Annotated in this window: 19 protein-coding genes and 2 pseudogenes; 9 read left to right on the top strand and 12 right to left on the bottom strand. The window is 74.9% G+C overall.

Going from position 1 to position 25785, the window contains the following annotated elements:
* The first annotated feature begins 307 nt into the window (after positions 1-307).
* A pseudogene (locus OTB16_RS07755) lies at positions 308-1095 on the top strand (ABC transporter ATP-binding protein).
* A 9-nt stretch (positions 1096-1104) separates the two neighbouring features.
* Here the strand turns inward: OTB16_RS07755 and OTB16_RS07750 are convergent.
* Both OTB16_RS07750 and OTB16_RS07745 read right to left on the bottom strand, forming a co-directional pair.
* Positions 1105-2907: a glycoside hydrolase family 15 protein gene (locus OTB16_RS07750; protein ID WP_267719180.1), complete on the bottom strand. Its 1803-nt coding sequence runs from the start codon at positions 2905-2907 to the stop codon at positions 1105-1107.
* Between the two features lie 77 nt (positions 2908-2984).
* Positions 2985-3548: a DoxX family protein gene (locus OTB16_RS07745; RefSeq protein ID WP_267719179.1), complete on the bottom strand. Its 564-nt coding sequence runs from the start codon at positions 3546-3548 to the stop codon at positions 2985-2987.
* 130 nt (positions 3549-3678) lie between these two features.
* On the opposite strand from OTB16_RS07745, the gene OTB16_RS07740 reads away from it, so the two are divergent.
* Both OTB16_RS07740 and OTB16_RS07735 read left to right on the top strand, forming a co-directional pair.
* Positions 3679-4143: a MarR family winged helix-turn-helix transcriptional regulator gene (locus tag OTB16_RS07740; protein WP_267719178.1), complete on the top strand. Its 465-nt coding sequence runs from the start codon at positions 3679-3681 to the stop codon at positions 4141-4143.
* 54 nt (positions 4144-4197) lie between these two features.
* Positions 4198-4497, top strand: a complete 300-nt coding sequence (locus OTB16_RS07735; RefSeq protein WP_267719177.1) for a YkvA family protein — start codon at positions 4198-4200, stop codon at positions 4495-4497.
* Between the two features lie 168 nt (positions 4498-4665).
* Here the strand turns inward: OTB16_RS07735 and OTB16_RS07730 are convergent, their stop codons facing one another.
* From OTB16_RS07730 to OTB16_RS07715, 4 genes are all read right to left on the bottom strand, one after another.
* Entirely contained in the window at positions 4666-5310 is a 645-nt protein-coding gene (locus OTB16_RS07730; protein ID WP_267719176.1) for a fasciclin domain-containing protein, read from the bottom strand.
* A gap of 97 nt (positions 5311-5407) precedes the next feature.
* Complete coding sequence (locus OTB16_RS07725; protein WP_267719175.1) at positions 5408-5806, bottom strand: hypothetical protein; 399 nt, start codon at positions 5804-5806, stop codon at positions 5408-5410.
* Between the two features lie 112 nt (positions 5807-5918).
* Positions 5919-6554, bottom strand: a complete 636-nt coding sequence (locus tag OTB16_RS07720; RefSeq protein WP_267719174.1) for an alpha-ketoglutarate-dependent dioxygenase AlkB — start codon at positions 6552-6554, stop codon at positions 5919-5921.
* Positions 6555-6651: 97 nt separating this feature from the next.
* Entirely contained in the window at positions 6652-7035 is a 384-nt protein-coding gene (locus OTB16_RS07715) for an RNA-binding S4 domain-containing protein (RefSeq protein ID WP_267719173.1), read from the bottom strand.
* A 134-nt stretch (positions 7036-7169) separates the two neighbouring features.
* Here OTB16_RS07715 and OTB16_RS07710 point away from each other — a divergent pair, with 134 nt between their 5' ends.
* The 3 genes from OTB16_RS07710 to OTB16_RS07700 all read left to right on the top strand — a co-directional run bounded on the left by OTB16_RS07710 (position 7170) and on the right by OTB16_RS07700 (position 10901).
* Positions 7170-7565, top strand: coding sequence for a TOBE domain-containing protein (locus OTB16_RS07710; RefSeq protein WP_267719172.1), 396 nt, complete (start codon positions 7170-7172; stop codon positions 7563-7565).
* Positions 7566-7788: 223 nt separating this feature from the next.
* Positions 7789-8613, top strand: coding sequence for a molybdate ABC transporter substrate-binding protein (modA, locus tag OTB16_RS07705; RefSeq protein WP_267719171.1), 825 nt, complete (start codon positions 7789-7791; stop codon positions 8611-8613).
* Between the two features lie 338 nt (positions 8614-8951).
* Complete coding sequence (locus OTB16_RS07700) at positions 8952-10901, top strand: ABC transporter permease (RefSeq protein ID WP_267719169.1); 1950 nt, start codon at positions 8952-8954, stop codon at positions 10899-10901.
* A gap of 351 nt (positions 10902-11252) precedes the next feature.
* On the opposite strand, the gene OTB16_RS07695 is transcribed toward OTB16_RS07700, so the two are convergent.
* Positions 11253-14024, bottom strand: a complete 2772-nt coding sequence (locus OTB16_RS07695) for a phosphodiester glycosidase family protein (RefSeq protein WP_267719168.1) — start codon at positions 14022-14024, stop codon at positions 11253-11255.
* A gap of 427 nt (positions 14025-14451) precedes the next feature.
* The gene (locus OTB16_RS07690; RefSeq protein ID WP_420717640.1) at positions 14452-16476 is read right to left on the bottom strand and encodes a SpoIIE family protein phosphatase; all 2025 of its coding nucleotides are present in this window, start codon (positions 16474-16476) and stop codon (positions 14452-14454) included.
* Between the two features lie 228 nt (positions 16477-16704).
* Between OTB16_RS07690 and OTB16_RS07685 the strand changes: the two genes are divergently transcribed.
* Positions 16705-17505: a hypothetical protein gene (locus OTB16_RS07685; protein WP_267719165.1), complete on the top strand. Its 801-nt coding sequence runs from the start codon at positions 16705-16707 to the stop codon at positions 17503-17505.
* A 252-nt stretch (positions 17506-17757) separates the two neighbouring features.
* Positions 17758-18318 (top strand): hypothetical protein, encoded by a 561-nt coding sequence (locus OTB16_RS07680; protein WP_267719164.1) that lies wholly within the window; start codon positions 17758-17760, stop codon positions 18316-18318.
* A gap of 452 nt (positions 18319-18770) precedes the next feature.
* Here OTB16_RS07680 and OTB16_RS07675 read toward each other — a convergent pair.
* Positions 18771-20003, bottom strand: a pseudogene (locus OTB16_RS07675) (DUF6777 domain-containing protein); the annotation flags it as partial.
* Positions 20004-20184: 181 nt separating this feature from the next.
* Between OTB16_RS07675 and OTB16_RS07670 the strand changes: the two are divergent.
* Positions 20185-21456, top strand: a complete 1272-nt coding sequence (locus tag OTB16_RS07670) for a streptophobe family protein (protein ID WP_267719247.1) — start codon at positions 20185-20187, stop codon at positions 21454-21456.
* Positions 21457-21528: 72 nt separating this feature from the next.
* Here the strand turns inward: OTB16_RS07670 and OTB16_RS07665 are convergent, their stop codons facing one another.
* The 3 genes from OTB16_RS07665 to OTB16_RS07655 are packed head-to-tail and all read right to left on the bottom strand — an operon-like array spanning position 21529 to position 25721.
* Positions 21529-22527 (bottom strand): serine/threonine-protein kinase, encoded by a 999-nt coding sequence (locus OTB16_RS07665; protein WP_267719162.1) that lies wholly within the window; start codon positions 22525-22527, stop codon positions 21529-21531.
* A complete protein-coding gene (locus tag OTB16_RS07660) occupies positions 22524-23213 on the bottom strand; it encodes a hypothetical protein (protein WP_267719161.1) in 690 nt (229 codons plus the stop codon). The genes OTB16_RS07665 and OTB16_RS07660 overlap by 4 nt, the downstream gene beginning before the upstream one ends.
* Before the next feature lie 3 nt (positions 23214-23216).
* On the bottom strand, positions 23217-25721 hold the full coding sequence (locus tag OTB16_RS07655; RefSeq protein ID WP_267719160.1) for an FHA domain-containing protein: 2505 nt from the start codon (positions 25719-25721) through the stop codon (positions 23217-23219).
* Between the last annotated feature and the right edge of the window lie 64 nt (positions 25722-25785).

Genomic DNA, 25785 nt, shown 5'->3' with positions numbered 1-25785 from the left:
CCCCTGTACTCGTATCGCGTCGTCACGTGGATCTGCTGCGTGTCTCGACCATGCTCTGTCGGGCCGACTCCTCCCCTACGCACGGCTGTTGATCTCCTGATCCGCCGCTTCTGACACCGTACGGACACCCGCGCACCCTTCGCGCGCACCTGTGAGACATCCTCCGCAGCGCGTACTTCCCGCGCCGGATTTCCGCCTGCCCCCCTGCCGGTGTACACGTGCCACCGCCCTCTTCCGCGGCGTCGGCACGCACCACGGCGCTGCTCCGACGAGGTTCACCCATGCCGGAAAACCCCCTCCTGCTGCACTGGTAGCTGACCTCCCCGGCACGGATGTCGCCGTCGTCGATCTGGCGGGGGTGGCCGTCCGGTACGGCTCGGCCCGGCAGCCGGTGACGGCGCTGGAGGGCGTGGACCTGCGGATCCGGGCGGGCGAGTTCGTCGTGCTGGTCGGGCCGTCCGACTGTGGCAAGACGAGCCTGCTCAGGGTCGTCGCGGGCTTCGAGCGGCCCTCGTCGGGAACCGCCCTGGTCGGGGCGCGGTCCCGCGCCCGGGCTGGGGCGCGGGGGTGGTGTTCCAGCAGCCGCGCCTGTTCCCCTGGCGGACGGTCGGCGGGAACCTCGGGTTCGCCCTGGCCCGGCACGGGGTGCCGCGCGCCGAGCGGGCCGGGCGGATCGCGGAGCTCCTGGAGCGGGCGGGGCTGCCGGGGACGGCGGGCCGGCGTACCTGGGAGCTGTCGGGCGGCCAGCAGCAGCGGGTCGCGCTCGCGCGGGCGCTGGCCGGGGAGCCGGAACTCCTGCTGATGGACGAGCCGTTCGCGGCGCTCGACGCGCTGACCCGGGAGCGGCTCCAGGAGGAGGTCCGCGCCCTCGCCGGGCGGCTCGGCACGACCGTGCTGTTCGTGACGCACTCGGCGGAGGAGGCGGTCCTGCTGGGCTCCCGGGTCCTGGTGATGGCGGCGGGCCCGGGACGGGTGGTGGCGGAACTCCCGGTCGGCCTCGACCGGGGGCCGGAGACGGACGTCGCCGCGCTCCGGGCCTCGGCCGAGTTCGCCCGGCTGCGGGGCCGGCTGACCGAGGCCGTGCGGCGGCCGTAGCGAGGCGCCCTACGGGATCGCCACGGCCGCCTTCCCCCGCGCGAGGGTGAGGGCGGTGTTGACGAGGCCGACGTGGCTGAACGCCTGTGGGAAGTTGCCGAGTTGGCGGCCCGCGACGGGGTCGTACTCCTCGGCGAGCAGTCCCACGTCGTTGCATACGGCCAGCAGCCGTTCGAATAGGGCGCGGGCCTCCTTCTCACGGCCGGTCAGATGGAGCGCGTCGGCCAGCCAGAACGAGCAGGCCAGGAAGGCTCCTTCGTCGCCGGGCAGTCCGTCGACGGAGGGGCCTTCGGTGCTGTAGCGGCGGACCAGGCCGCTGCGCCCGAGCTCCTCCTGGACCGCGGCGACGGTGCCGACGACCCGCGGGTCGTCGGGCGGGAGGAAGCCGACGCGCGGGATGAGCAGGGTCGCGGCGTCGAGCTCGGTGGAGCCGTAGAACTGGGTGAAGGTCTTGCGCTCCGGGTCGTAGCCGTTCTCGCAGACGTCGCGGTGCACCTCGTCCCTTATGGTCCGCCAGCGCTCGATGTCGCCGGGCAGTGAGGGATCGTGTTCCAGGGTGCGCACGGCGCGGTCGGCGGCGACCCAGGCCATCACCTTGGAGTGGACGAAGTGGCGGCGCGGGCCGCGCACTTCCCACAGTCCCTCGTCGGGGCGGCGCCAGTTGCGCTCCAGGAAGTCGAGCAGGGCGAGCTGGAGCTTCCAGGCGTGTGCCTCGGCGGCGAGGCCGGTGGCGCGGGCCAGGTACAGCGAGTCGATGACCTCGCCGTACACGTCGAGCTGGAGCTGGTCCACGGCCGCGTTGCCCACGCGGACGGGGGCGGAGGAGGCGTAGCCCCGCAGCCACGGCAGATCGGTCTCGGGGATGCGGCGCTCTCCCGCGATCCCGTACATGATCTGGAGGTCGGCGGGGTCGCCGGCGACGGCGCGCAGCAGCCAGGCCCGCCAGGCGCGGGCCTCGTCGAGGAACCCGGTGGCGAGCAGCGACCCGAGGGTGAGGGTGGAGTCCCGCAGCCAGCAGTAGCGGTAGTCCCAGTTCCGGACGCCTCCGAGCTCCTCGGGGAGGGAGGTCGTGGCCGCGGCGGCGATGCCTCCGGTGGGGGCGTAGGTGAGGGCCTTGAGGGTGATCAGGGAGCGGATGACCGCTTCCTGGTGGGGGCCCTCGTAGGTGCACTGGGAGGTCCACGCGCGCCAGTCGGCGAGGCTGGTGTGCAGGGCCGCGTACGGGTCGATCGGGTTGGGGCGCGGTTCGTGCGAGGGGTGCCAGGTGAGGACGAAGGCGACGCGTTCCCCGGCGGCGACGGCGAACTCGGAGCGGGTGCTGTTGTGCTCGCCCCAGGTGTGCACGTGGGGTTCGCTGCGGAACCACGCGGAGTCGGGTCCGGCGACGGCGACGCGCTCGCCGTCGACGCGCCGGACCCAGGGCACGACGTGGCCGTAGTCGAACCGCAGGCGCAGGGTGCTGCGTACGGTGGACTCGCCGGTGAGTCCCTCGACGATCCGGACGACGTCGGGCGCGGTGTCACGCTGCGGCATGAAGTCGATGACCTTGAACGTGCCGCCCTCGGTCTCCCAGTACGACTCCAGGACCAGCGTGCCGTCGACGTAGGCGCGGCGGGTGCAGCGCTCGTCGGGTGCGGCGCCGACCGGGGCGATGCGCCAGTGGCCGTTCTCCTCTTCTCCGAGGAGCTTGGCGAAGCAGGCCGCCGAGTCGAAGCGCGGCAGGCACAGCCAGTCGATGGACCCGTCGCGGCCGACGAGCCCACTGGTCATCAGGTCGCCGATGAGTGCGTAGTCTTCGATGGGTTGTGTCATTCGTGCGCTCTTCCCGCGAATGCCCGGGGCCAATCAGCGCAGGCCCCGGACACCCTCGTGCGCGTTAGTCGTGCGCGTTAGTCGCGTACGAGGAGCAGTACGCCGGCGAGGACCGCGCCGAGCGCGACGGCGCCGGCGCCGTGCGCGAGCCGGTGGGCGCGTACGACGGGCAGGAAGCGGTCGACGGCGTAGCGGCCGGGGCCGGTGAGGGCGAGGGCCGCGGCGCCGGCGGTGAGCAGCAGCTCGTACTCGATGCCCTCGGGGGCGAAGAACGAGCCGGCTCCGTGGACGGCGATGGCGTTGATCATCGTGCCGAAGAGGGCGGCTCCGGCGAGCGGGGTGAGCAGCCCGGCGGCGAGGCCGAGGCCGCCGAGGGTCTCGGTCAGGCCGGCGAGGACGGCCATGGCGTCACCGGCGGGGTAGCCGCTGGCGGTGAAGAACTGTCCGGTGCCGCTGATGCCGCCGCCCCCGAACCAGCCGAAGAGCTTCTGGGTGCCGTGGGCGGCCATGGTCAGTCCGAGGACCAGGCGCAGGAGCAGCAGGCCGGTGTCGTGCGCGGGGCCGGACGGGGCGAACGCGGGCGCGGGTCCGGCCGGTGCGGCGGCCTGCGGCTTCGTCGGGGTGACGGAGGGGCTGGTCATGGGGGGAATCCTTCCGGTCGGGCGGTCCGGAGGGCGGGGACGGCACTGCTCAGGTTTGTTCAAATTCGAACCGCCGGGACCCGACCCTAGCCATTGATTCAAATTGGAACAACCCGTGTAGGCTGGCCGCATGGCTGAGACGAGATGGCTGAACGACCGCGAGATGCGGGCCTGGGACGGCTTCCTGGCCGCGTCGGCACTGGTGAACCGCCGCCTCGACCAGCAGCTCAAGGACGACTCCGGGCTCTCACACCCCCAGTACGAGATCCTCGTACGGCTCGCCGCGGCCCCCGGGCGCGAGCTGAGGATGACCGAGCTGGCCAATGGCCTGATCAATTCCAAGAGCGGGCTGACCTACCAGGTCACGCAGATGGAGAAGGCCGGGCTGGTCCGCCGCCGCAGCTGCCCCTCCGACGTCCGCGGCGTCTTCGCCGTCCTCACCAACGCCGGCAGCGCCCGGCTGGAGGAGGCCGCACCCGGGCACGTGGCCACGGTCCGGGAGGTCCTCGTCGACGTCCTCACCCCCGAACAGCTCGACGTGCTCGCCGAAGGCCTCGGCGAGGTCGGCCGGCGCCTTCGCGGCCGGACCGGATGAACCGCCCCGGAATCGCCCCGGTAGAGCGGGCCGGGAACGGGGTATAGGCGCGCCATGGACGGAAAGGTCTGGCTCACTCTGGGCGTGGTCGTCGCGGTCGCTCTGGCCATCGCCGCGGTCTTACTGCTCGTACGTGTCTTCGCGGCGCGGCGGCTGCTGCTCGACGCGGGCATCCCGCTGCGCGACAAGGCCCTGTTCTGGGTCGCGGTCGTGTACACGGTCTCCCCCGTGGACCTGATCCCGGACCCGGTGTACCTGGACGACGTCGGCGTCCTCCTGGTGGCCCTGCGCTCGCTGCACGCGGCGGCCGGGCGGCTGCCCGGCGGCGGCGCCAAGGAGTCCGGCCCGGCCTGATCCGGGCCCCGGCCCGGCGCCTGTGCTTGCACCTGCTCCAGCAGCTGCGCCAGCGCGCCGCGTGCGTACGCACGGGCCGGCCCGGCACAGCGCGGCGCGGCCCCGGGATCCGGGGCCGCACGGCACTCGCTCACTCGGTTCCCCGCGCGCCCTGCGCGCGACCTGGTGCTACTTGGGCATCAGGACGGTGTCGACGATGTAGACGTTGGCGTTGGCGGTCTTGACGTTGCCGCAGACGACGCTGGACGTGCCGTTGACCTTGTACGCCTCGCCGGAGCCGGCGGTGGTCACCTTGGTCTTCTCCAGGGTGTCGAAGGAGCCGTTCTCCAGCTGCTTCGGGGTCAGCTTCTCGCCCACGACGTGGTAGGTGAGGATCTTCGTCAGGGTGGCCTTGTCGGCGAGGACCTTGTCCAGGTCGGCCTTCGGGATCTTCGCGAAGGCGTCGTTGGTCGGCGCGAACACCGTGATGTCCTTGGCGTTGTTGAGGGTGTCCACCAGGCCGGCCTGCTTGACCGCGGCGACCAGCGTCGACAGGGCCGGGTTGTTGGAGGCGGCCGTCGCCACCGGGTCCTTCGCCATCCCGTCGAACGAACCCGCGCCGTCGGCGGGCACGCCCGCACAGGCCGGACCGAAGGGCTTGTCCGTCGCCATCGAGGCGTCCGGGGTGGCCGGCTGCGAAGCGGAGCTGTCCGTGCTCGCGGTGGAGCCTGCGGCGGAGTCCTTGCCCGACTCCGAACAGGCCGCGAGGGTGAAGGGAAGGACGGCCGCGGCGGCCACGGCTACGGCGGTGCGACGGAAGTGAAGAGCGTTCATGATGGTTGTACTCCTTGGGAGTTGCTTACCGGGCATGACGGATGGACGCATGCCTGTACATACGGATGTCATGGGCAGGAAAGGAAAGAGGTCCGGTTCAGCCGGCGCTGGGCACGGCGGCCTCGGGCGGGCCGCACGCGCCGCAGGCTATCGTCGGGTCGCCCTCCCGGGCCCGCACCGCGCCGCGGGGCGGCGCGGCGGTCGGGCCGGGAACGGCACGACGTATCGCGCCGCGGGAGGCCGTCGCCTCCCGGCCGCCGGGGGTGTCCAGCCGGCCGGGGCACCCCGCCGCGATCGAGGCCGGCGCAGAGGCCCCGACCGCGGCGAGGTGGCCCCGGCGACTCCAGCCGGGCCCGAAACCGGCTGTCGCGCCCTGACCGCCCGGTACGGCGGTCAGGCGCCCGATCAGTGCGCGCAGCGGCCCCGTACCGGTCGGGGCGCCCATGAGCGAGGGCGTCGGTGCGCCCTGCTCGCTGGTGCTGCGGTTGATGCTCACACCTCGTCTTCGGCGCCGCGGGCCCGGCGGATTGGCCGTTCAGCCGAACGGATGAAATTGGCTTGGGCGCTGACGCACCGCGGCGGGCCGGAGCGGCTGCGGAGGGCCCCGGTCAGCGGACTCCGCGAGTGCGGAACTGCACGCTGATCCGGGGCCCCACGGCCCGCGCCGACTTGGGCACCGCGTGCTCCATGGTCCGCTGGCAGGAGCCGCCCATGACGACGAGGTCGCCGTGCCCGAGGGGCAGGCGCAACAGGGTGGCGCCCCCGTCGCGGGGGCGCAGGACGAGATCGCGCGGGTCCCCGACGGAGACGATGGCGACCATGGTGTCCTCGGTGGAGGAGCGGCCGGTCCGGTCGCCGTGCCAGGCCACGCTGTCGCGTCCGTCGCGGTAGAGGCACAGTCCGGCGGTGGTGAAGGCCTCGCCGAGCTCGTCCGCGTAATGCAGGGTCAGCGCCTCGCGGGCGTCGGTCAGGGCGGGGTGCGGGAGGGCCTCGCCGTCGCCGTAGAAGGCGAGCAGCCGGGGTACGTCCACCTCCCGCTCGTACATCTGGCGCCGCTCGGCCCGCCAGGGCACGTCGGCCGCCAGCCGCTCGAACAACAGGTCTGCGCCGGTCAGCCAGCCGGTCAGGTGGTCGACCCAGGCCCCGGCGCCGAGCGGGGTCCGCCGGATGCCGCCGAGCGGACCGAGCAGGATCTCGTCGCCCTGGTCGAAGAGGGAGCCCTGGAGGCCCTGGACTGCGTGCATGCCCCCCAGCCTAACCCTCTTATCGAACGCGTGCTCGAATCGAGGCGTACGGAGACTCCCTCGCGCCCCCGCCTCCGGAAACCGGCCGCCGGCGCTGTCAGCGGCCGCGCAGGGTCTCGATCTCGCGGCGCTCGCGCTTCGTCGGGCGGCCCGCACCCCGGTCGCGGATGCCGACCACGGCGGCCTCGACGCGCGTGGGCGGCGGCGGGCTGTTGTCGATGAAGCACTCCGCCGCGACCGGGGGGCCCACCCGCTTGGACACGGGGCGCCGGACCACGACGATCCGCTCGCGCCCCGCGTGGAAGAGCCGCACCTCGTCACCCGCGCGCACCGGCTGCGCCGGCTTGGCACGCTCCCCGTTGACCTTCACGTGACCCGCCCTGCAGGCGGTCGCCGCGGTGGACCGGGTCTTCGTCAGACGTACGGACCAGATCCACGCGTCGACCCGCACCGTGCCCGTCGCCGTTACCTCTTCAGCCATGCCATGACTCTAGCGAGACGGCCGGTGGAAACCGGAACGACTTTTGGCGGATGCGACAAGAGCCATGGCATCTACCATGGATATGCACCCAAGGGAATTGCAAGTGCGGCACATGAGCACCTATCTTGTTGCATATGCAGTCCTACACCATCGGCCAGGCGGCGCGCCTGCTCGGCGTCAGCCCCGACACGGCGCGCCGTTGGGCCGACGCCGGCCGGGTCGCGACCCATCGCGACGAGGGCGGCCGACGCCTGATCAACGGCCGCGCCCTGGCCGCCTTCTCCGTGGAGGTCGGACAGGGCGCCCACACCGAGGACGGCGAGCCGTACACCTCCGCGCGCAACGCCTTCCCCGGCATCGTCACGGCCGTCACGCTCGGCGACGTCGCCGCCCAGGTCGAGATCCAGGCGGGTCCCCACCGGCTGGTCTCCCTGCTCACCCGTGAAGCCGTCGAGGAGCTGGGACTGGAGGTCGGCATGCGGGCCACCGCCCGCGTGAAGTCCACCAGCGTGCACATCGACCGCGTCTGAACCCGGACGCCGGCCCGACACCCGCACACCCGGCGGCTACGGCCCTGGCCACGGCCGGAATGCGACACCGCCCCACGCCTCCGGGCGCGGCACCTCCCCAACCGCCCCACCCCCCACTTCCCACCCCGTACGTCCCCACCCGCTCCGCCGTCACCGGTGCGGGGTCACCACCGCGCGGTACCGGCACCCGGCCGGCCGCCGACCCGACCGAGGAGCACCAGACATGTCCCCGACCCTGACCCCGACCGGCCGCCGCGCTGCCACCGCCGCGCTCACCGCCGCCCTGCTCGTCCCGCTGGCCGCCTGCGGCGGCGGCGAGAAGCCCGCCGCCGACTCCTCCCCGAGCACCCCGGGCTCCGGCACGGCTTCCGCCGAGCCCAAGGCCGCGAACCTGACGGTCCTCGCCGCGTCCTCCCTCACCGACGTGTTCAAGACCGCGGGCGCCGCCTACGAGAAGGCCCACCCGGGTACGAAGGTCACCTTCTCCTTCGCCGGTTCGCAGGAACTCGCCGCGCAGGTGAAGCAGGGCGCCCCCGCCGACGCGCTGATCACCGCCGACACCAAGACCATGGACGGCCTCAAGGCGGAGACCGACACCGCCACGGTCGTCGCGAAGAACCGCCTCGTCATCGCCGCGGGCAAGGGCAACCCGTTCAAGATCGACGAGTTGAAGGACCTCGCCGACTCCAAGATCAAGGTCGTGCTGGCCGCGCCCGAGGTCCCCGTCGGGCGCTACAGCAAGGAGATCCTGGACAAGCAGGCCGTCACGGTGAAGCCGGTCTCCCAGGAGCCCAACGTCCGCGCCGTGCTGAGCAAGGTCGAGCTGGGCGAGGCCGACGCCGGCCTCGTCTACAAGACGGACTCCGCCAAGTCCGGCGACAAGGTGGTCGCCGTCGACATCCCGGACGACCAGAACGCGGTGGCCTCCTACCCGGCCGCCACCCTGAGGCAGTCGAAGAACGCCGCGGCCGCCACCGCGTTCGTGGCCTGGCTCAGCAGCCCCGAGGCGCAGAAGATCCTCCAGGACGCGGGCTTCCAGAAGCCGTAGGCGGGCACCGCACCGGCCGCGCACCTAACGCCGCCGTCCTGCCGTCACCGTGGGGCCGCGTAGGCACCACGCCGGCGGCGGGACCGGGAGGGACCGCCCGGTCCGGGGGGACGGGCGGTCCCTCCCGGCACGTCCGCGCGACGCGGCTCCGAGCCACGCACCTCTGCGCGACGCGGCTCCGGGCGCCGGACGTCCGGGCCACGCACCTCCAGACGTCGGACGGCCCGGCACGCGGCCCCGCGCACGGCCCGGCACGTCGGCCGGCGGCCGCCGCCTCACGCGCCGCCGGCCGCCGTACGCTTCACACGCCGCCGTAACCCCCAAGCCAGGAACCCCTCATGAGCAGACTCCGCACCCACACCCGACCCCCCGTGGCCCTGGCGCTGCCCGCGCTGCTCGCCGTCGCGTTCCTGCTGCTGCCCCTCCTCGGCATCCTGACCCGCACCCAGTGGGGCGACCTCGCGACCCACCTCTCCAGCCCCGGCGTGGTCGAGGCCCTGAAGCTGTCGCTGCTGGTGTCGCTGTGGGCCCTCGGTCTCTCGCTCCTCCTCGGCGTGCCGCTCGCCTGGCTGCTGGCGCGGGTCGACTTCAGGGGCAAGCCCCTCGTCCGCTCGCTCGTGCTGCTCCCGATGGTGTTGCCGCCGACCGTGGGCGGTGTGGCCCTGCTGCTGGGCTTCGGCCGCCGCGGGCTGCTGGGGCCCTGGCTGGAGGACGGCTTCGGCATCACCCTGCCGTTCCACACCTCGGGCGCCGTCGTCGCCGCGACCTTCGTCGCGATGCCGTTCCTGGTCATCAGCCTGGAGGGCGCCCTCGGCGGCCTGAAGCAGAGCTACGAGGAGACCGCCGCCTCCCTCGGCGCCCCGCCGGTCCGGGTGTTCTTCACCGTCACGCTGCCCATGGTGGCCCCGGGCCTGATCGCGGGCGCCGCGCTCACCTGGGCCCGCGCGCTGGGCGAGTTCGGCGCGACCATCACCTTCGCGGGGAACCTGCCGGGCACCACCCAGACCCTGCCGCTCCAGGTGTACCTGCTGCTCCAGGACCAGCCCGAGGCGGCGACCTCCGTCTCGCTGCTGCTCCTCGCCGTCGCCATGGCCGTCCTGGTCGCGCTGCGCGGCCGCTGGACGGGCACCCCGGTCGCCCGGAGCGCCGCCGAGGCACCGAAGCCCGCCGAGGAGACCCCGCCCCCGGTTCGTCCGGGCGGGGCCGCGGAGCCCGTCGGGGCCGTGGCCGAGGGCGCGCCCCGTGACTGCGGCCGCTGGCCCCTGCACGCCGAGGTCACCGGCTTCAACGACCTCACGCTCGACGCCGCGGCGGGCACCACCATCGCCGTCGTCGGCGAGAACGGCGCCGGCAAGACCACACTGCTGCGGGCCCTGCTCGGCCTGACGCCGCGCGCCCACGCCGACCTCGTCCTCGGCGGTACGGACGTGACCGCGCTGCCCCCGCACCGGCGCCAGGTCGCCTGGGTACCGCAGGACGGCGCGCTGTTCCCGCACCTGAGCGCCCTCGCGAACACCGCGTACGGGCTGCGCGCCCGCCGGGTGCCGCGCGCCGACGCCCGCCGCGAGGCCCAGGCCTGGCTGGACCGGCTCGGTGTCGGGCACCTGGCCCGGCGCAGGCCCGCGCAGCTGTCCGGCGGCCAGGCCCAGCGCGTCGCCCTCGCCCGGGCGCTCGCGGCCCGGCCCCGGCTGCTGCTCCTGGACGAGCCGCTCGCCTCCCTCGACCAGACGACGCGGGCCCACGTCCGGCACACCCTGCGCACGCACTTGGCGGGCTTCGGCGGCGTCTGCCTGATCGTCACGCACGATCCCGTGGAGGCCGTGTCACTGGCCGACCGGGTCCTCGTACTCGCCGACGGGCGGACCCTGCAGGACGCGCCGCCCGCCGAGGTGACCCGGCACCCGCGTTCCCCGTGGGTGGCCCGGATGCTGGGGCGCAACGCCTGGCCCGGCACCGCCTCGGCCGACGGCCTCGTCCTCGCCGGCGGGGGCCGTCTCGTCGTCGCCGAGGCGCTGCCGGAGGGGGCGCGGGCGCTCGCGATCATCGGCCCGGAGGCCGTCTCCGTGCACCGGGACCGCCCGGGCGGCAGCCCCCGCAACGTCTGGCGGGGCACCGTGCGCGAGGTCACCGCGGTCGGCAGCCGGCTGCGCGTCCTGGTCTCCTCCCCCGACGCACCCGACCTGGTCGCGGAGATCACCCCGGAGGCCGCCGCCGAACTGGGCATCGCCGACGGCGTCGAGGTGTGGACGAGCGTGAAGGCCACCGAGGTCACCCTCGTCCCGCTGTAGCCGCGGGTGGTGTCGGAGGGCACGGCCAGGGGGTGTCGTCAAAGTCGTTCCGTACGCCCGCAAGGCGGGAGCGTGCCAGGCGCCGCACGGCGGGAACGAGTGTGACAACACCCCCAGGGTGCCGCCACGACGAACTGCGTACGGGTCGCAGGCGCCTGGCTCGGCCCATGGGACGTCTTCCGGACCCGGACGCGGCCCCGCGGCTGGACGGCGGGTGCCGGCGGCTCGTGGAGCGGGACACGGGGCACTGGCCGGTGGCGTCCCGGCCTCGGGAGCCGGCCCGCATCCTCCTCGAGGCGGCCCGAGTCCGCCGGGTGGCGCCCGGGTGCCGCCCGCGCCCCCTCCGGCGGTTCAGAGCGGCCCCGCGGCCGGCCGGGTCCGGGGCCGCGGGCCGGTCGGCCGTACGGAGAGCCAGTCGCGGCCCGGACCCGGGAAGGCGTCGGCGCCCACCAGGGTCCAGCCGGTACGGGCCGCCGCGAGCGCGAGCACGCCCTCGGACCGTCCGGCGGCGAACCGCGGGGCGCCGGCGGTGATCACCGCCGCGCCCTTCCCGGTGGTACGCCGGAACTCCGCGAGGTGGCGCGCCAAGAGGGCCTCCTCCTTGCGGTCCACGGTGCGCACGGAATGCCGGCGTACGACCGCCAGCGCGCCCGTGCCCGGATCCCGGGCGGCGGCCTCCAGCGCCTCCCGCAGGGCCCGCATGCGGTCCAGTCCGCCCCCGGCCAGGGTGCGGCGGGTGGTGCCGAGCGGCAGGAACCGTACTCCGCGGTGCAGGAACGGCCGCTGCTCGGCGCCCGTCACCACCAGGTCCGCGCCGGCCATCCGGGGGTGCCCGGCGTCGGGGGCGACGGCGAACCGCCAGGGCCGGGCGCGGACTTCGGCGCCGGTGGCCACCACCGGGTCCGGCCGGGCCGGGCCGGGGGCCGCCGGCCCCGTCGGCGGGGTCCGGGCGGCCAGGGTGTCCAGCAGCAGCCGGCCCGGGCGGGTCCCGCCGGACGCCGAGAGCCCGGTGACGGTGAGCGGCCACTGCGGTGCGGCGGGCAGCGGCAGGTTGATCTCCCGCCAGCCGGTCCAGTCCGCGGCGGGTCCGCGCAGCGTGACGGCGGCGCCGTCCGCGTCGGCCAGCTCCACGGCGGGCCGGGCGCCGGAGCCGTCACCTCCGACCCACAGCGTCAACGCCCGGGCCAGCTGGGGCACGGCCAGCGGCCGCGGCGGGGCCGCCGCGGCACCGGAGGCCACCGGAGCGCCGGGGGCCGAAGGGGCGCCCGGGGCCGACCGGTTGTCCGGCGGGTGGAGTCGCAGGGCGAGCCCGGGGCCCGGGTGGCCCTCGGCCGGGGCCGCGCCCGGGCCGGTCCAGGCGGCGGCGTCCTCCAGCCCGGCGAGCTCCCGGGTGACCAGGCCGACCCCGAGGGCCAGTTCGGCGGTGGCCCCGGTCGCCCGGACGGTGGCCAGCAGCCGCCCGGCGGCCCGCGGGACGAGGGCGGTGACGGTGAAGCCGCCCCCGGCACCGCCGGTGACGCGCCACCGCGAGCGGTCGAACCGCAGGGCCACGTCCCGGGGTTCGACGGTGGTGGCCGCGCCCTGGGCGTCGTACCCGGTCAGCACGAACCCGGCGCTCTCGCCCGCCTCCGCGAGGCCGATCCTGGCCGGGACCGGGCGCATCCGGGCCAAGGGGCCGAGCACGTCGAGGCGGAGCGTGCCGCGGGCCGCGCCGAGCCGGGCGTACGCCGTGACGCCGGCGGCGCGCGGAGCACGGAGCACTCCGTCCGCCCCGATCGAGCCCGCCGTGACGGACCACCGGGGCCGGCCCGCGGCCGGTCCGAGCGCGGCGTCGTGGCCGGTGGCCGTGAGGGTGCGGGTCAGGCCGGGAAAGACCCGGGCGCCGCCGGGGGCGTCGACCCGGAAGGCGGTGGTCCGGCCGGGGCCTTCGGGGGCGGTGAGAACGAGGCCGTTGGGCACCGGGCGCGGGCGGCCGTCCGAGGGGGCGTTCTCCAGGACCGGGGCCGTGACTCCGCTGATCGCCGCGAGGAGGGTCGAGGAGCCGCCGCCGTCGAGGTTGAGGGCCTCGTGGGCGCCGGTCCGGTGCATCAGCCGGCCCAGCGCGGTCAGGGTGAGGCCGCCGCTGTCGCGCTGGCGGCCGTCCACCGTGAGGAGGCGCAGGCGGCGCCCGTCGCGCGAGAGACCGACCGCGGTGCGCGGTGCGGCGGCGTTGTTCGGCGCGCCGTCGTGGTCCTGCGGGACCCCGGCCACGACGAGCGGCTCCCGGCCGCCGACCGCGTCGACCGGCGCCGGGCCCGGGTCGGGCACGGCCCGGGCCGCCACGGCGACGGGGTTCCCGGGGCGCAGGGCGGCGAGTTCGGCCGCGGCGCCGCCGAGGCCGAGCAGCAGGGTGGTTCCGGGGGCGGGACGCCGCTCCGTCCGGGCGGGATCCCGTACCGCCCGGACGGCGGTGACCCGTCCGTCGCGTACGTCGACGGCGGTGGCGCCGTCGCGGTCCGGGATCGCGGTGCCCGCCCAGTCGGCGGTGTAGGCGGCGATGCCGTCGGCGGGGGGCCGGGCTGCGTTGTGGCCGGTGAGCGGGCGGGCGCGGCCGCCGGGCAGGGTGACCGCTCCGGTGAGGCCGATCCGCAGGACGCGGCCGCTGCCGTCGGCGCCGAAGCCGACGGCGCGGCCCGCCCCGGGCGACGCCGAGTGGAGCAGCCGCCCGGCGGCGAGGCCGGGGCCGAGCGGGGCGCCCGTGCGGCCGATGTCGAAGAAGTCCCCGTTGACGGCGGCGACCACGCGCCGGCCCGGACCGGCCCGGTGCCGGGCGACGGCGTCGGCGACGGTGGCGGCGCCGGCGACGCCCAGGTACTCGGCCCGTACTCCGCCGCTTCCCCCGAGGTCGACGACGAGCTCGTCGATCCGCAGCCAGCGGTCGGCCTCGAGCCGGTCGTACGACTCCAGCCGTACACCGGGGGCCACTTGGCGGCTGGTCCGGGCGGTCTCGACACCGTCGCCGTCCCGGCCGGCGGCCCGGTCGGCGGCGCGCGCGGGCACGACGAGGGCAACGACGAGGGCCACGGCGAGGAGCAGGGGAAGGGGCAGGGGGAGCACGGGCAGCAGCGGGCGCGGGATCGACACCCGGGCAGGATCGACCCCCGGGCCCGGGCCGGACCCCACGAACCGGGCGCGGACCCACGCGTTCAGCCGTTCGGGCGCGCACCGGACCGCCGGGACGCGGACGCCGGGCCGGGCATGTGCGCGTCGCCGCCCCGCAGATCAGCGGGTGCCGTGTCTGGCAGCCACGGCCCCGGCGGCCACGGCACCCACGGGGCGGCCACGTCGCCAGCCGAAGACCTGCGCCGTCGGGACCCGTGGCGCCCCCTGCGCACCGCGCCCGGCGTCCGCCGTCCGCCCCGTCCGCCCCGTCCGCCCCGGCCACACCGGCCACACCGGCCACACCGGCCACACCGGCCACCGGCCGCGAGCTCATCGCCCCGCGGAACACCCGGGCGGCGGCGCGGGCCCCGTACCCCGGGCGCGGGCCCCGTACCCCGCGGTGTGAGCCTTACGCGGCGGCCTCCGGGGCCGCTTCCGGGCCGGCGAGGTCGAACTCGCACCACACGCGTTTCCCGCCGCCCCGGGGCTCCACGCCCCAGGCGTCCGCGAGGCGGTCCACCAGGAGCAGCCCGCGCCCCGACTCCTCCCAGTCCCCCGCATCGCGCGGCCGCGGCAAGGCGCTGCTGGTGTCCTCGACCTCGAACCGCACGCGTCCCTGCGCCGTCAGCCGCAGTCCCACCTGGGCGCCGCCGTCGGTGTGGACGAGGGCGTTGGTCATCAGCTCGTCCGCGGCCAGCTCGATCTCGTCGGCCCGCTCCCCGGCGCCCCATGCGGCCACCGCGGCCCGGATCAGGTGCCGGACCGCCGCCGGGGCGTCCGTGTCGCCCGGGTCCAGGCGGTGGCGCAGCGGGCCGCCGCCGCGTGCGTCGGGTGTGCCGCGGCGGCGCAGCACGAGCAGGGCCATGTCGTCCCCGCCGCCCGCGTCCCCGACCAGGTCGCAGAGCACGTCGGCGAGTTCCTCCACGTCGGCTGGGCCGTCGCGGACGGCGTCCATGAACTCCCGCATGCCGGTGTCCGCGTCGCTGCCGGGCCGTTCGATCAGCCCGTCCGTGCAGAGCAACAGGGTGTCGCCGGGGTGGAGTTCGAGGCTGGTGACGGGGTATCCGGAGCCGGTCACCGGCCCCTCGGCCGGCGCTCCGTCCCCTCTCGGCAGGCCGAGGGGGAGGCCGCCGGCCACCTGGACGCGGTGGCAGCTCCCGTCGCCGCGCCGCACGACCGGGTCGAGGTGCCCGGCGCGGACCATGCCGAGCAGCCCGGTGTTCAGGTCCACTTCGGCGTACGTACAGGTGGCGAACCGTTCCGTCTCCAGGTCGCGGAGAAAGGCCGAGGCCCGTTCCATCGCCGCGCCGGGGGTGTGCCCCTCGGTGATGTAGGCGCGCAGGACGATCCGCAGCTGGCCCATGACGGCGGCGGCGTCCGTGTCGTGCCCCTCCACATCGCCGATCATCACGCCGACGCGGCCCTCGCCGAGCGGGATGACGTCGTACCAGTCGCCGCCGACGTCCCGCCCCATCCGGGCGGACCGGTACCGTACGGCGATCCGCGCGCCCGGCACGTCCGGGATCCGGCGGGGCAGCATGGCGCGCTGGAGCCCTTCGGCGAGGTCGTGCTCCTGCTCGAAGAGGATCGCGCGCTGGAGGCTCTGCGCGATGCCGCTACCGAGGGCCATCAGCAGGTTCCGCTCCTCGGCGGTGAAGTCGCCGTCCCGCGTGTAGAGGAGCCCGAGCGCGCCGATGGAGCGCCCCTGGGCGATCAGCGGCAGGTAGACCCCGCTGCGGACGGCCAGCGGCTCGATGTACGGCCAGAGCTGCGGGTAGCGCCGCTGGAACTCCTCACGCGAGCCGAGGACCACCGGCTGCATGGTCCGTACGGCCTCGCTCATGGGGAACCGCGCGTCGATCCGGGTGTACTCGATCTCGGGCACGTACGAACCGAGCTGTCCCTCCGCGACCAGGTGGATCCGGCCGCCGTCGACGACGCCGAGCATCACGCTGACCGCGCCGAGGTGCCCGAGGGCCTCCGGGTCCTTGAGGGTGTCGGTCACGTCGTTGACGGTGCGGGCGTGGGCGAGGATGGCGGTGGTCCGCTCGACGACCCCCGTCATGCGCCGCCGTCCCTCGTCCCGCTCGCCGGCGGCTCCGGGCTCGCCCGGGTCGTGGGCGGCGTCGCGGAGTATCCCGATGACGCGGTACGGGCGGCCGTCGCGCTCCCGCAGGACGTGACCCTGGAGGTGGGTCCAGGCCGGGGAGCCGTCCCGGCGGCGGCTGCGGACGTAGGCGCCGTAGTGGCTGCGGCCGTCCTTGAGCGCCTGCGCGACCCGGGCGTCGAGCCGGGCCGCCTCGGCGGGCGGGATCCGCAGGCCCAGCCCGGCGGGGGTACCGGGGAACTCGTCCGGGCGCAGGTCGAGCACCTCGAGGGCGGTCGGATCCAGATGCATCCGACCGCTGTCGAGGTCCCAGTCGAACGTACCCATGCGGTTGAGCGCAAGGCTCGTGTCCGGCCGCGCGGGCCAGCCGACTTCGGGGTTCTCTCCCCTTCGGCCCATGCAGCAAGGGTCTCACTCCATCCCGCCGGTGTCCCAGCGGAGCGCGGAGCCGCCGGGGCTCGGGGACGGCGGCCACCGGCTCCCCGGCGATGTGCCGTGGTCCACGCACGAGCGGAGGCTGGAACCATCCCATTGCGGCTGAGAACGGGGATTCCCATGACAGGCAAGGGACGCCTCCGGTGGATGTACCGGGCGTCGGTCGGTACCGGTCTGGCCTGCGGACTGGCCGTCGGTCTCGCCACGCCCGCGCAATCCTCCCAACTGGTGAGCGTGCGGCTGGACGCTCCCGACGTCACCGTCACCTTCCGGGACACCGACGCCGACGACGATTCCCACGTCCTCATCCTGCGCCCGCAGGGCGCGGGTGAGGTCCGGCGCATCAGGCTGGTCGGCGAAGTCCCCAGCGTGAACCGGACCGTTGTCAAAACGGTGAACGCAGGCATCAGACCCGGCGTCGCCTACTGTGCGGTGGTGGAGAGCCACACCAGGGGCGGGGACGGGGTCATCAGTGACTTCGGCTCGAATTACGAGTCGAACGAGGTCTGCTCCGAACCGGCCGGGTCCGCCAACGCCCCGTCCGACGTGTCCATCGGGGCCATCACCGGCGAGGCCAGCCCGCCGTCGGGCACGAACCGCAACTACTGGGTCGCCTACTCCAACTCCGGTGCCGACGCGAAGGACGTCGTCATCCAGGTCCAGGCCTCTGGTTCGCTGTCGCTACGGCGTGCACCGGAGTCCGGCACCTTCAACGGCTTCCAGTGCTCGGCGACCGGCACCACGGGCTACCGCTGCACCGGCGGCACCCTCGCGAAGGGCGCCAAGAACCAGATCCCGCTGCTCGCCACGGTCACCAGAAACGGGCCCGGGGCCATCCACGCCACCATCACCGCGCCCGGTGACCCGGACCCGGGCAACAACTCGGGTACGCACACCGTGACGGCCGTCCCGCGCACTTGAGCACCCCCCTGCCCGGTCGACACCCCGTCCGGGACGGAGGACGATGGACGGGACGGGCGCCGTCCGAGTGATCCAGACCACCGCCCGGTGCGGTGGCCGGAGGGAGAGTCCCGGAGCGTGGTCCGGCTGTGCCGGGCCGACGCCCGCAGGCCGCGGTGCGTCCGTCGCGACACCGCGCGTGCGCGCGGTCGCCCCCTACGGTCGTCTCCTCGCCTCTCCCTCTCCGCAGCATCGCGAGGGAGGAACCCCACCATGAACCGGCACAGCCGCCGCACCACGGTCACTTCTCTGGTCGCCTGCTCGTTCTTCGCCGGGAGCCTGGTCGCCCTGGCTCCGGCGGCGACCGCGGCGCCCGCCATCGGCACCTGCACCGTGAAACCCGCCGACAACGGACTGAGCATCACCATCAGCGGATCCGGCTGGGACCCGAAGGTGGGTCTGAAGATCGACGGCGGTGAGGGCGTCGACACCCTGCCGGTCAAGCCCGACGGGACGTTCTCACTGGTGCGCTTCCAGAAGAGCACCGACTTCACGGTCCTGCCCGACACCGGCGGCTTCAGGAACTGCCAGGTGCTCAAGGCGGACAGCGCGCAGAAGGAGACGGACAAGAACGCCATCCGCAAGGCCCGCCAGCAGGGCTTCAGCGAGGGTGTCAAGGCGGGCAAGCAGGCGGCCCAGGAGGACTGCGACAGCAAGCCCAAGCCGCACAAGAAGCCCGGACTCACCGCCCAGGACGCGGCCGTCGAAGCCGCCTTCGCACAGGGCTTCCTCGCCGGCGCCCAGAGCGCCTTCGCGAAGTTCTGCCGCACCTGAGCCGCTGACCTGCGGACCCGGCCACCCGGCCACCTTCCGAACGGACCGGGCCCCGTCTACCGGGCGGGCGGGGCCGGGGCTGTGCCGGAGGAGGGCGGCACGGCGGGCGGACCGGACGTCGCCGTTCCGGTCGGGGTGCCGCTCCGGTCGGTCAGCCCCGGCTTCTGCTGCGCGCCCGTCGGGGTACCGGTGTCCGTGGAGGTTTCCGGATCCGCCGGAGTGCCGGAGTCCGCCGGGGTTCCCGGGTCGGTGGGAGTTCCCGCGTCCCGCTCCCTGTCCGTGTCCGACCCGCTCTCCGTGGGCGTTCCCGTGTCCGTCGGGCTGCCGGTGTCCGTATCGGAGGACGGGCCGGTCGGGGTGCCGCTCCGGTCGGTCAGCCCCGGCTTCTGCTGCGCGTCCGTCGGGGTACCGGTGTCCGTCGGGGTACCGGTGTCCGTCGGGGTACCGGTGTCCGTGGGGGTGCCGGTGTCTGTGGAGGTTTCCGGATCCGCCGGAGTGCCGGAGTCCGCCGGGGTTCCCGGGTCGGTGGGAGTTCCCGCGTCCCGCTCCCTGTCCGTGTCCGACCCGCTCTCCGTGGGCGTTCCCGTGTCCGTCGGGCTGCCGGTGTCCGTATCGGAGGACGGGCCGGTCGGGGTGTCCGTGTCGGTCGGCGCACCGGTATCCGTGTCCGTGGGCGTGTCCGTGTCGGACGGCGAGCGGGAGGGCGGAGCCGTCGTCACCGGAGGCGTCGGTAGTACCGGAGGTGCGATGCGCTCGTCGGGGTCCGGCTTCGCGCCCCGGTCGCGCTCGTACCAGCGCTTGTCCTGGTGGTCGTAGATCACGATCTTGTTGACGATCTTCACTGAGGGCGCGATCACCACCACGTTCTGCGGGTGGTACGCGCTCCACGGCTGCCCGTACCTCTTCGAGTCGGGCTTCAGGGCCACCGGCTCCCCCAGCGGGTTCCCACAGGCGCACCGCACCCGGGGCACCCCACGGTCGTCCACCAGCACGGCCGTTCCGGCCTCGAGAACGGCCTGGTAAGGGGTGGCCCGGCCGTCCTTGTATCCGTGGTTCGTGACCCGCGTGTCCAGACGCAGCCGGACCGGTGTGAGGGAGCGCAGGTAGCCCGGGACGGCCGCGGGGCGGATGCCGAGGGCCTCGGCGAACGCGCTGTTCTTGGCCGGCTCCGCCACCAGCACCCGTACCTGCTTCTCGACGTCGCAGCTGGCCAGGTCCCGGGTCCCGCCGTACAGGCCGGGCTGGGCTCCGCTGACGGAGCGGGTGGCGGTGGTGCCGGTGGTGGGCACGGGGCCCGTGGGTGTCGGCTGGGGTTCCTGGGCGCCCGGGGCCGTCGCGGTGGACTCCGTGAACGGGTCCTGCCCCACGGACCCGGCCGGCTGGAGGAAGACCTCGCCGCCGGTGGTCGGCGTACCGCCCGGCCGGGTCAGCACCACGATCAGCGCCACGGCCGCGGCCACCGCCACCAGCCCGGCCGCCAGCCGGGGCCCGGACCGCCACCAGGGCCTCCCGGGAGGCTGCCCGCCGGGGGGCGGCCCGGGGGGACCGGAACCGCCCGGAGGAGCGGGGCCGGACGGACCGCCCGGGCCCTGCGGCGGCGGGCCCTGCCGACCGCCCGAGAGCGGCCCGGACGGGGGGCCCGCGGGACGGTCGGACGGCGGTATGCCCGAAGGTTGCGTGGTCACGGATGCCCTCCGTACGCAGAAGTTCCGGTCCCGGCTGGACGCTCCGCCCGTAGACCCACCCATACGGGTGCGTTCCTTGCAGTATCCGGGCATCCGCCTCCCCGCCGCGCGGTCGGTTAGGCCGTTCAGGTGGTGCCCGCGCACGGGCGGTGCCTACGGTTGCAGGGTGAGCCGTACACCGATGGCAACGCCGACCGGGGGTTCCTCCACGAGGGCGTGGCGCGACGCGCTCGTCGCCGTCGTCGCCGGCTTCGCGGTGATGACGGTGATCGGCGCGGCCGGACTGGCCTGCGCCGGCGCCGGTGATCTGCCGGGGGGCGCGTTTCCCCGCGTGGTCGCCGCCGTCGTCGTGATGGCCGCCGGCGGGTCGGTCGAGGTGTCGGGCGGGGCGGGTTTCCTCGCCGGTGCGGACGCGAGCCTGTCCGTGCTGCCGCTCTCGGTGAGCCTGGCCGGAGCCCTCACGGCCGGTTTCTGCTTCCTGCGCCCCCTGCACAACCGGGCCGTGGCCGGGCCGCGCGAACTGGCCGGGCGGGCGCTTCCGCTGGTGGCGCTGTGGCTCCTCGCACTGACCGGCGGCGCGCTCCTGGCCCACCAGGACTTCGGAATCTCCACCGGCGACTCGCCTGTCGGCGAGATCGGCGAACTCCTCGACTCCGCACCGACGGTGGGGTTCCGCGCGGCCGTTCCCGCCACGCTCCTGTTCGGACTGCTCTGGATCCTCGGGCTGTTGCTGATCTGCCTGCTGGTATCCCGCCGCGCGCCGCTGCCGGCCGGGCTGGTCCGCTTCCACACGGCGGTGCGGCCCGCCGCGTTCGCCACGGTGACGCTGCTGCTCGCGTACGTCGTCCTCGGCGTCGTCGTCGGACTGGTCGTCGCCGCGACCCAAGGCCACCCCGGGCGGACCCTGGCCGTGGTCCTGCTCGGCCTGCCGAACCTGGTCTGGATCGCGCTCACCCTGGGCTTCGGCGGCGCGTGGCAGGGCAACGTGGAGGGGCCGTTCGGGCTCCCCGTGCCGCAGTTGCTGGACCAGGTCCTGCGCGGCCCCGACCTGTCCACGGTGGACGTCGCCTCGCTCGCGGAGCGGGACTCCCGGGCCTGGTGGCTGGTGGTGGTCGCCGCCGTCCTGCTGCTGGGTGCGGGCGTACTGACGGCCGTACGGTCTCCCGCGCGCGTCCGGCCCTGGCAGCACGCCCTGCACCTCGGAGTGGCCCTGGCGCTGGCGACGCTCGCGGTGTGCCTGCTGGCCGCGGTGCAGGCCCGGTTCGGGCTGTCCCTGCTCGGCATCGGCGACGTGGACGGGCTCGGCGGCCGCGTCGAACTCACCGCGCTCCTGGGGCGCACGGTGGGCCTCGCCCTCCTCTGGGGCGCGGTGGCGGGCTTCCTCGGCGCCCTGCTGGCCCGCCCCCTGCACCGGCGGGGCCGCGTCGACGCGCCTTCCGGGGCCAAGCGGTAGCAGCCGGAGAGCCAGGCCACCGGCCGACCGCCGCCCGCCCGTCTGCCCGTCTGCCCGCCCGGGGTAGTTCGCTCAGGGCCCGGCGCGGAACACGGGCGCCGCCCAGTGCGGTGGAGGCGGGGGCGGCCCCGACGGGGACCCGTCGGTGAAGCGCGGCGGCCGGGGGGCTCCGGCACTCGCCCGGCGCAGGGCCCCGGTGAACTCCAGGCAGCTGCCCCACCGGTCCTCCGGCGACTTGGCCAGCGCTTTCGCCAGCACCTCGTCCAGTGCCGCCGGCAGATCCGGCCGCCGGGAGGTCGGCGGTGGCGGCGGATCGTACTGGTGGGCCCAGAGCAGGGCCATGTCGTCGTCGCGCCGGAAGGGCGGCCCGCCCACCAGCATCTCGTAGACCACGCACCCCAGGCTGTAGACGTCGCACCGGCCGTCCACCGGCTTCCCCGAGATCTGCTCCGGCGCGACGTAATCCAGCGTCCCCACGAACTGCCCCACGCTCGTGAAGCCTGTCAGGGAGAGCGACTTCTTCGTCAGTCCGAAGTCGGTGAGGTAGACGTGCTCGGGGTGTTCGCTGTCCGTGCCCGCCGCGACCAGGACGTTCCCCGGCTTCACGTCCCGGTGGACCAGGTCGTGGGCGTGCGCCGCGTCCAGCGCGGAGGCCACCTGGCCGGCGATCCGGGCCACGGTCTCCACCGGCAGCGGCCCGGTCCGGTCGAGCAGGGCCCGCAGGTCCTGCCCGGCGACGTACCGCATCGCGATGTACAGCAGGCCATCGGTCTCCCCTGCCTCGAAGACCGGCACGATGTGCGGGTGGTCGATGGCCGCGGCCACCTTCGACTCGTGGGCGAAGCGCAGCCGGAAGGTGTCGTTCCGCGCCAGTTCGGGGGCGAGCAGCTTCAACGCCACCGTCCGGTCCAGCCGCAGGTCCCGCGCCCGGTAGACGACCGCCATCCCGCCGCGCCCGATCTCGTCCTCCACCCGGTATCCGGCGATCAGCCTCCCGCGCAGGTCCGACGGGCGCCCGCCGACCGGCTCCGCGTCCGGCGCCCGCTCCGCCCCCCGCTCCGGGCCCGTCACCGCTCGCCGCCCTCGCGGGGGCCCTCGGGGAGGTTCGCGGGGACGTCATCGGGACGGCTCTCGGGGCGGTCCTCGGGGACGTCCGCGAGGCGGGTGGGTTCGTGCCCCACCGGCCCTCCCGCGGCCCCGGGCCCGATCATCGGGCCCGCATCCGCCTCCGCCTCCGGTGGAACGCCCGGTCCGGCCACGACCGCGTACGTCGCCAGGCGGGTGCCGTCCCCGTACAGCCAGCGCCCGGCGGCCTCGTCGTACAGCCAGACCGACTCCCCTTCGATGACGATCCCGGCGCGCAGCCCGCGTACGGAGGCCCGGAAGCCCTCCCCGTCCGCCCGCCCGGCGGCCAGCCCGTCGACGGCCCGCCGGTAGCGGTCCAGTGCGTCGGCGCCGCGCGCGAGCAGCGGCCGCGGGTCCTCGGCCCGGCCGGGCCCCCGGCCGCCGGTCGTGGGCGGGGGCTGCGGTACGGCGACCAGGAGCCGACCGTCCACCCAGGCGGACCAGCCGTTGGCGCACAGGATCTCCCCCCATTCGGCCCGCCGGGACAGCAGCTGTACCGGAAGGAAGGGGTCCAGGGGCGCCGTGGGCCGGGACTCGTCGGGGGTCTCCCAGGCGGGCAGGCCGTTCTGCGGCACGACGTGCGTCGGCCGGAAGTCCGCGGCGCCCCCGGGGTCCGTCGTCGGATTCACCATCGGCTACTTCCGCATGATCGCGGGCTCGTGGCGCCGCAGCAGGCGGGCGACCAGCACCCCGAACAGCACGGACAGCGCGACGAGCATCCCCATGTTGAGCAGCCACACGCCGGCGCTGTGTGCGAACAGCGGGTCGTCGGTGAGGGCGCCGGGCACGATGGCGCCGAGGTCGATGGTGCCCGCCATGGCGCCGAGCGCCCACCGGGAGGGCACGAACCAGGCCAGCTGCTCGATGACGGGTACGCCGTCCAGCTGGAGCAGCGCGCCGCAGAAGACCACCTGCACGATGGCGAGGAGGACCAGCAGCGGCATGGTGACCTCCTCCTTCCTGACCAGCGCGGAGACCAGCAGGCCGAGCATCATCGCGGTGAACGACAGCAGCGCGACGGCGAGGGTGATCTCCACGAGGGGTGGCAGGAACACCCCTTGTCCGCCCGGGGCCCCCAGTTTCACCCCGAAGAGGGCCACGAGCGTGAGCACCACCGCCTGGGCCACGGTGATCGCGCCGAGCACCACCACCTTGGACATCAGGTAGGCGGAGCGCGACAGGCCGACGGCCCGCTCGCGCTGGTAGATGGTCCGTTCCTTGACCAGCTCGCGCACCGCGTTGGCGGCGCCCGTGAGGACGCCGCCGACGCACAGGATGAGCAGGGCGTTGATCGCGGTCTCCTGGGTGAGCGTGCCGCCCGCGAGGGCGCGGGCCATGGCTCCCATCACGAACGGGAGCGCGATCATGATGGCGAGGAAGGTCTTGTCGGCGCTGAGCGCGGCCGCGTACCGCCGGACCAGCGTGGACAGCTGGGAGCCCCAGCTCTGCGCCTTCGGCGGGGACGGGACGAACCCGGCGGGTCCGGCCGGGCCGTCGGCGCCGTCCCTGCCGGGGGTCCGGAACGCGGCGGCGGCGTACTTGCGGTACGGGACCGAGGCGGCGTACTCGCCCGCCCAGTCGCGGCCCTTGTCGTTCTCGAAGGCTTCGAAGGCCTCGGGCCACTGGCTGTAGCCGAAGTAGCCGAGCGTCTCCCCGGGCGGCCCGAAATAGGCGATGCGCCCGCCCGGGGCGAGGACGAGCAGGCGGTCGCAGACGTCCAGGCTGAGCACGCTGTGGGTGACCACGATGACGGTACGGCCGTCGTCGGCGAGGCCGCGCAGCATGTGCATCACGGACCGGTCCATGCCGGGGTCGAGGCCGGAGGTGGGCTCGTCCAGGAAGAGCAGCGAGGGCTTCGTCAGCAGCTCCAGGGCGACGGAGACGCGTTTGCGCTGCCCGCCGGAAAGGCTGTGGATGGGCTGGTCGGCGCGCTCCCGCAAGCCGAGTTCGCCGATCACCTCGTCGACCCGGGCCCGCCGTTCGGCCTTGGCGGTGTCCTGGGGGAAGCGCAGTTCGGCGGCGTAGGTGAGGGCGCGGCGGACGGTGAGCTGGGCGTGCAGGATGTCGTCCTGCGGGACGAGGCCGATGCGGCTGCGCAGTTCGGCGTAGTCGCGGTAGAGGTCGCGTCCGTCGTAGAAGACGGTGCCGCGGTCGGCGGGGCGCAGGCCGGTCAGGGCGCCGAGGAGGGTGGACTTGCCGGCGCCGCTGGGGCCGACGACGGCGAGCAGGCACTTCGCGCCGACCGGGAAGGAGATGTCGTCGAGGAGGGTCTTGCGGCCGCGGTCGACGGCGACAGTGAGGTTCTGGACGTCGAGGGAGACCTCGCCCGTGTCCACGTACTCCTGGAGCTGGTTGCCGACGAGGCAGAAGGCGGAGTGGCCGATGCCGACGATGTCGCCCTCGGCGAGGCGGGCGGTCCCCTGGACGGGGGCGCCGTTGAGGTAGGTGCCGTTGTGGCTGCCGAGGTCGGCGATCTCGTACGTGCCGTCGGCGCGGGCGCGCAGTTCGGCGTGCCGGCGGGAGACGACGAGGTCGTCGACGACGAGGTCGTTGCCGGGGGCGCGGCCGATGCGCACGGCGATGCGCACGGCGGTGCGGGCGGCGGTGCGGGCGGGCAGCGGACGGACGGCGGTGGGCTGCCGGAAGGTGCCGGTCAGGGCCGGGTGCGAAACCCGGGACGGCCGGGCCCCTCCCGGTACGGGCGGCTCGGCGCCGGAAGGCGTCAACGGCGGCCCGGCAGCCGCGGGCGGCACGGCCGCAGGCGGCGCGACGGACGGCACGGCCCCGGGCGGCGCGACGGACGGCCCGGCCGCGGGCGGCGCCGGTCCGAGCAGCAGCGCGCGCGGGCCGTCGGCGGCGTGGCCGAAGCGCAGCTCACTGCCGGGCCCGACGCTCCACGCGTGCACGCGGCGGCCGTCGGCCCAGGTTCCGTTGGTGCTGTCCTCGTCCTCGACTGTCCAGTGGTCGCCGTCGGGTCGCAGGACGGCGTGGTGCCAGGAGACGCGGGCGTCGTCGAGGCAGATCTCGCAGAGGGGGTCCCGGCCGACGTGGTAGATCCGCCCGGGGCTCATCGCGGTGGAGCCACGGTCGGTCTCCAGGACGAGCTCGGGCGCGGTCGGCACTCCGGGGCGCTGGACCATGAGCAAATTTTCCCACGATCCGGCCGACCCGGCACCGGCCACACATCGTCGCAGGTCAGGGCCC

It is taken from the genome of Streptomyces antarcticus, from assembly GCF_026627255.1.
Taxonomy (GTDB): domain Bacteria; phylum Actinomycetota; class Actinomycetes; order Streptomycetales; family Streptomycetaceae; genus Streptomyces; species Streptomyces antarcticus.
Note: the sequence above shows the minus strand (reverse complement) of the source record. Positions and strands in the feature narration are given on the sequence as shown.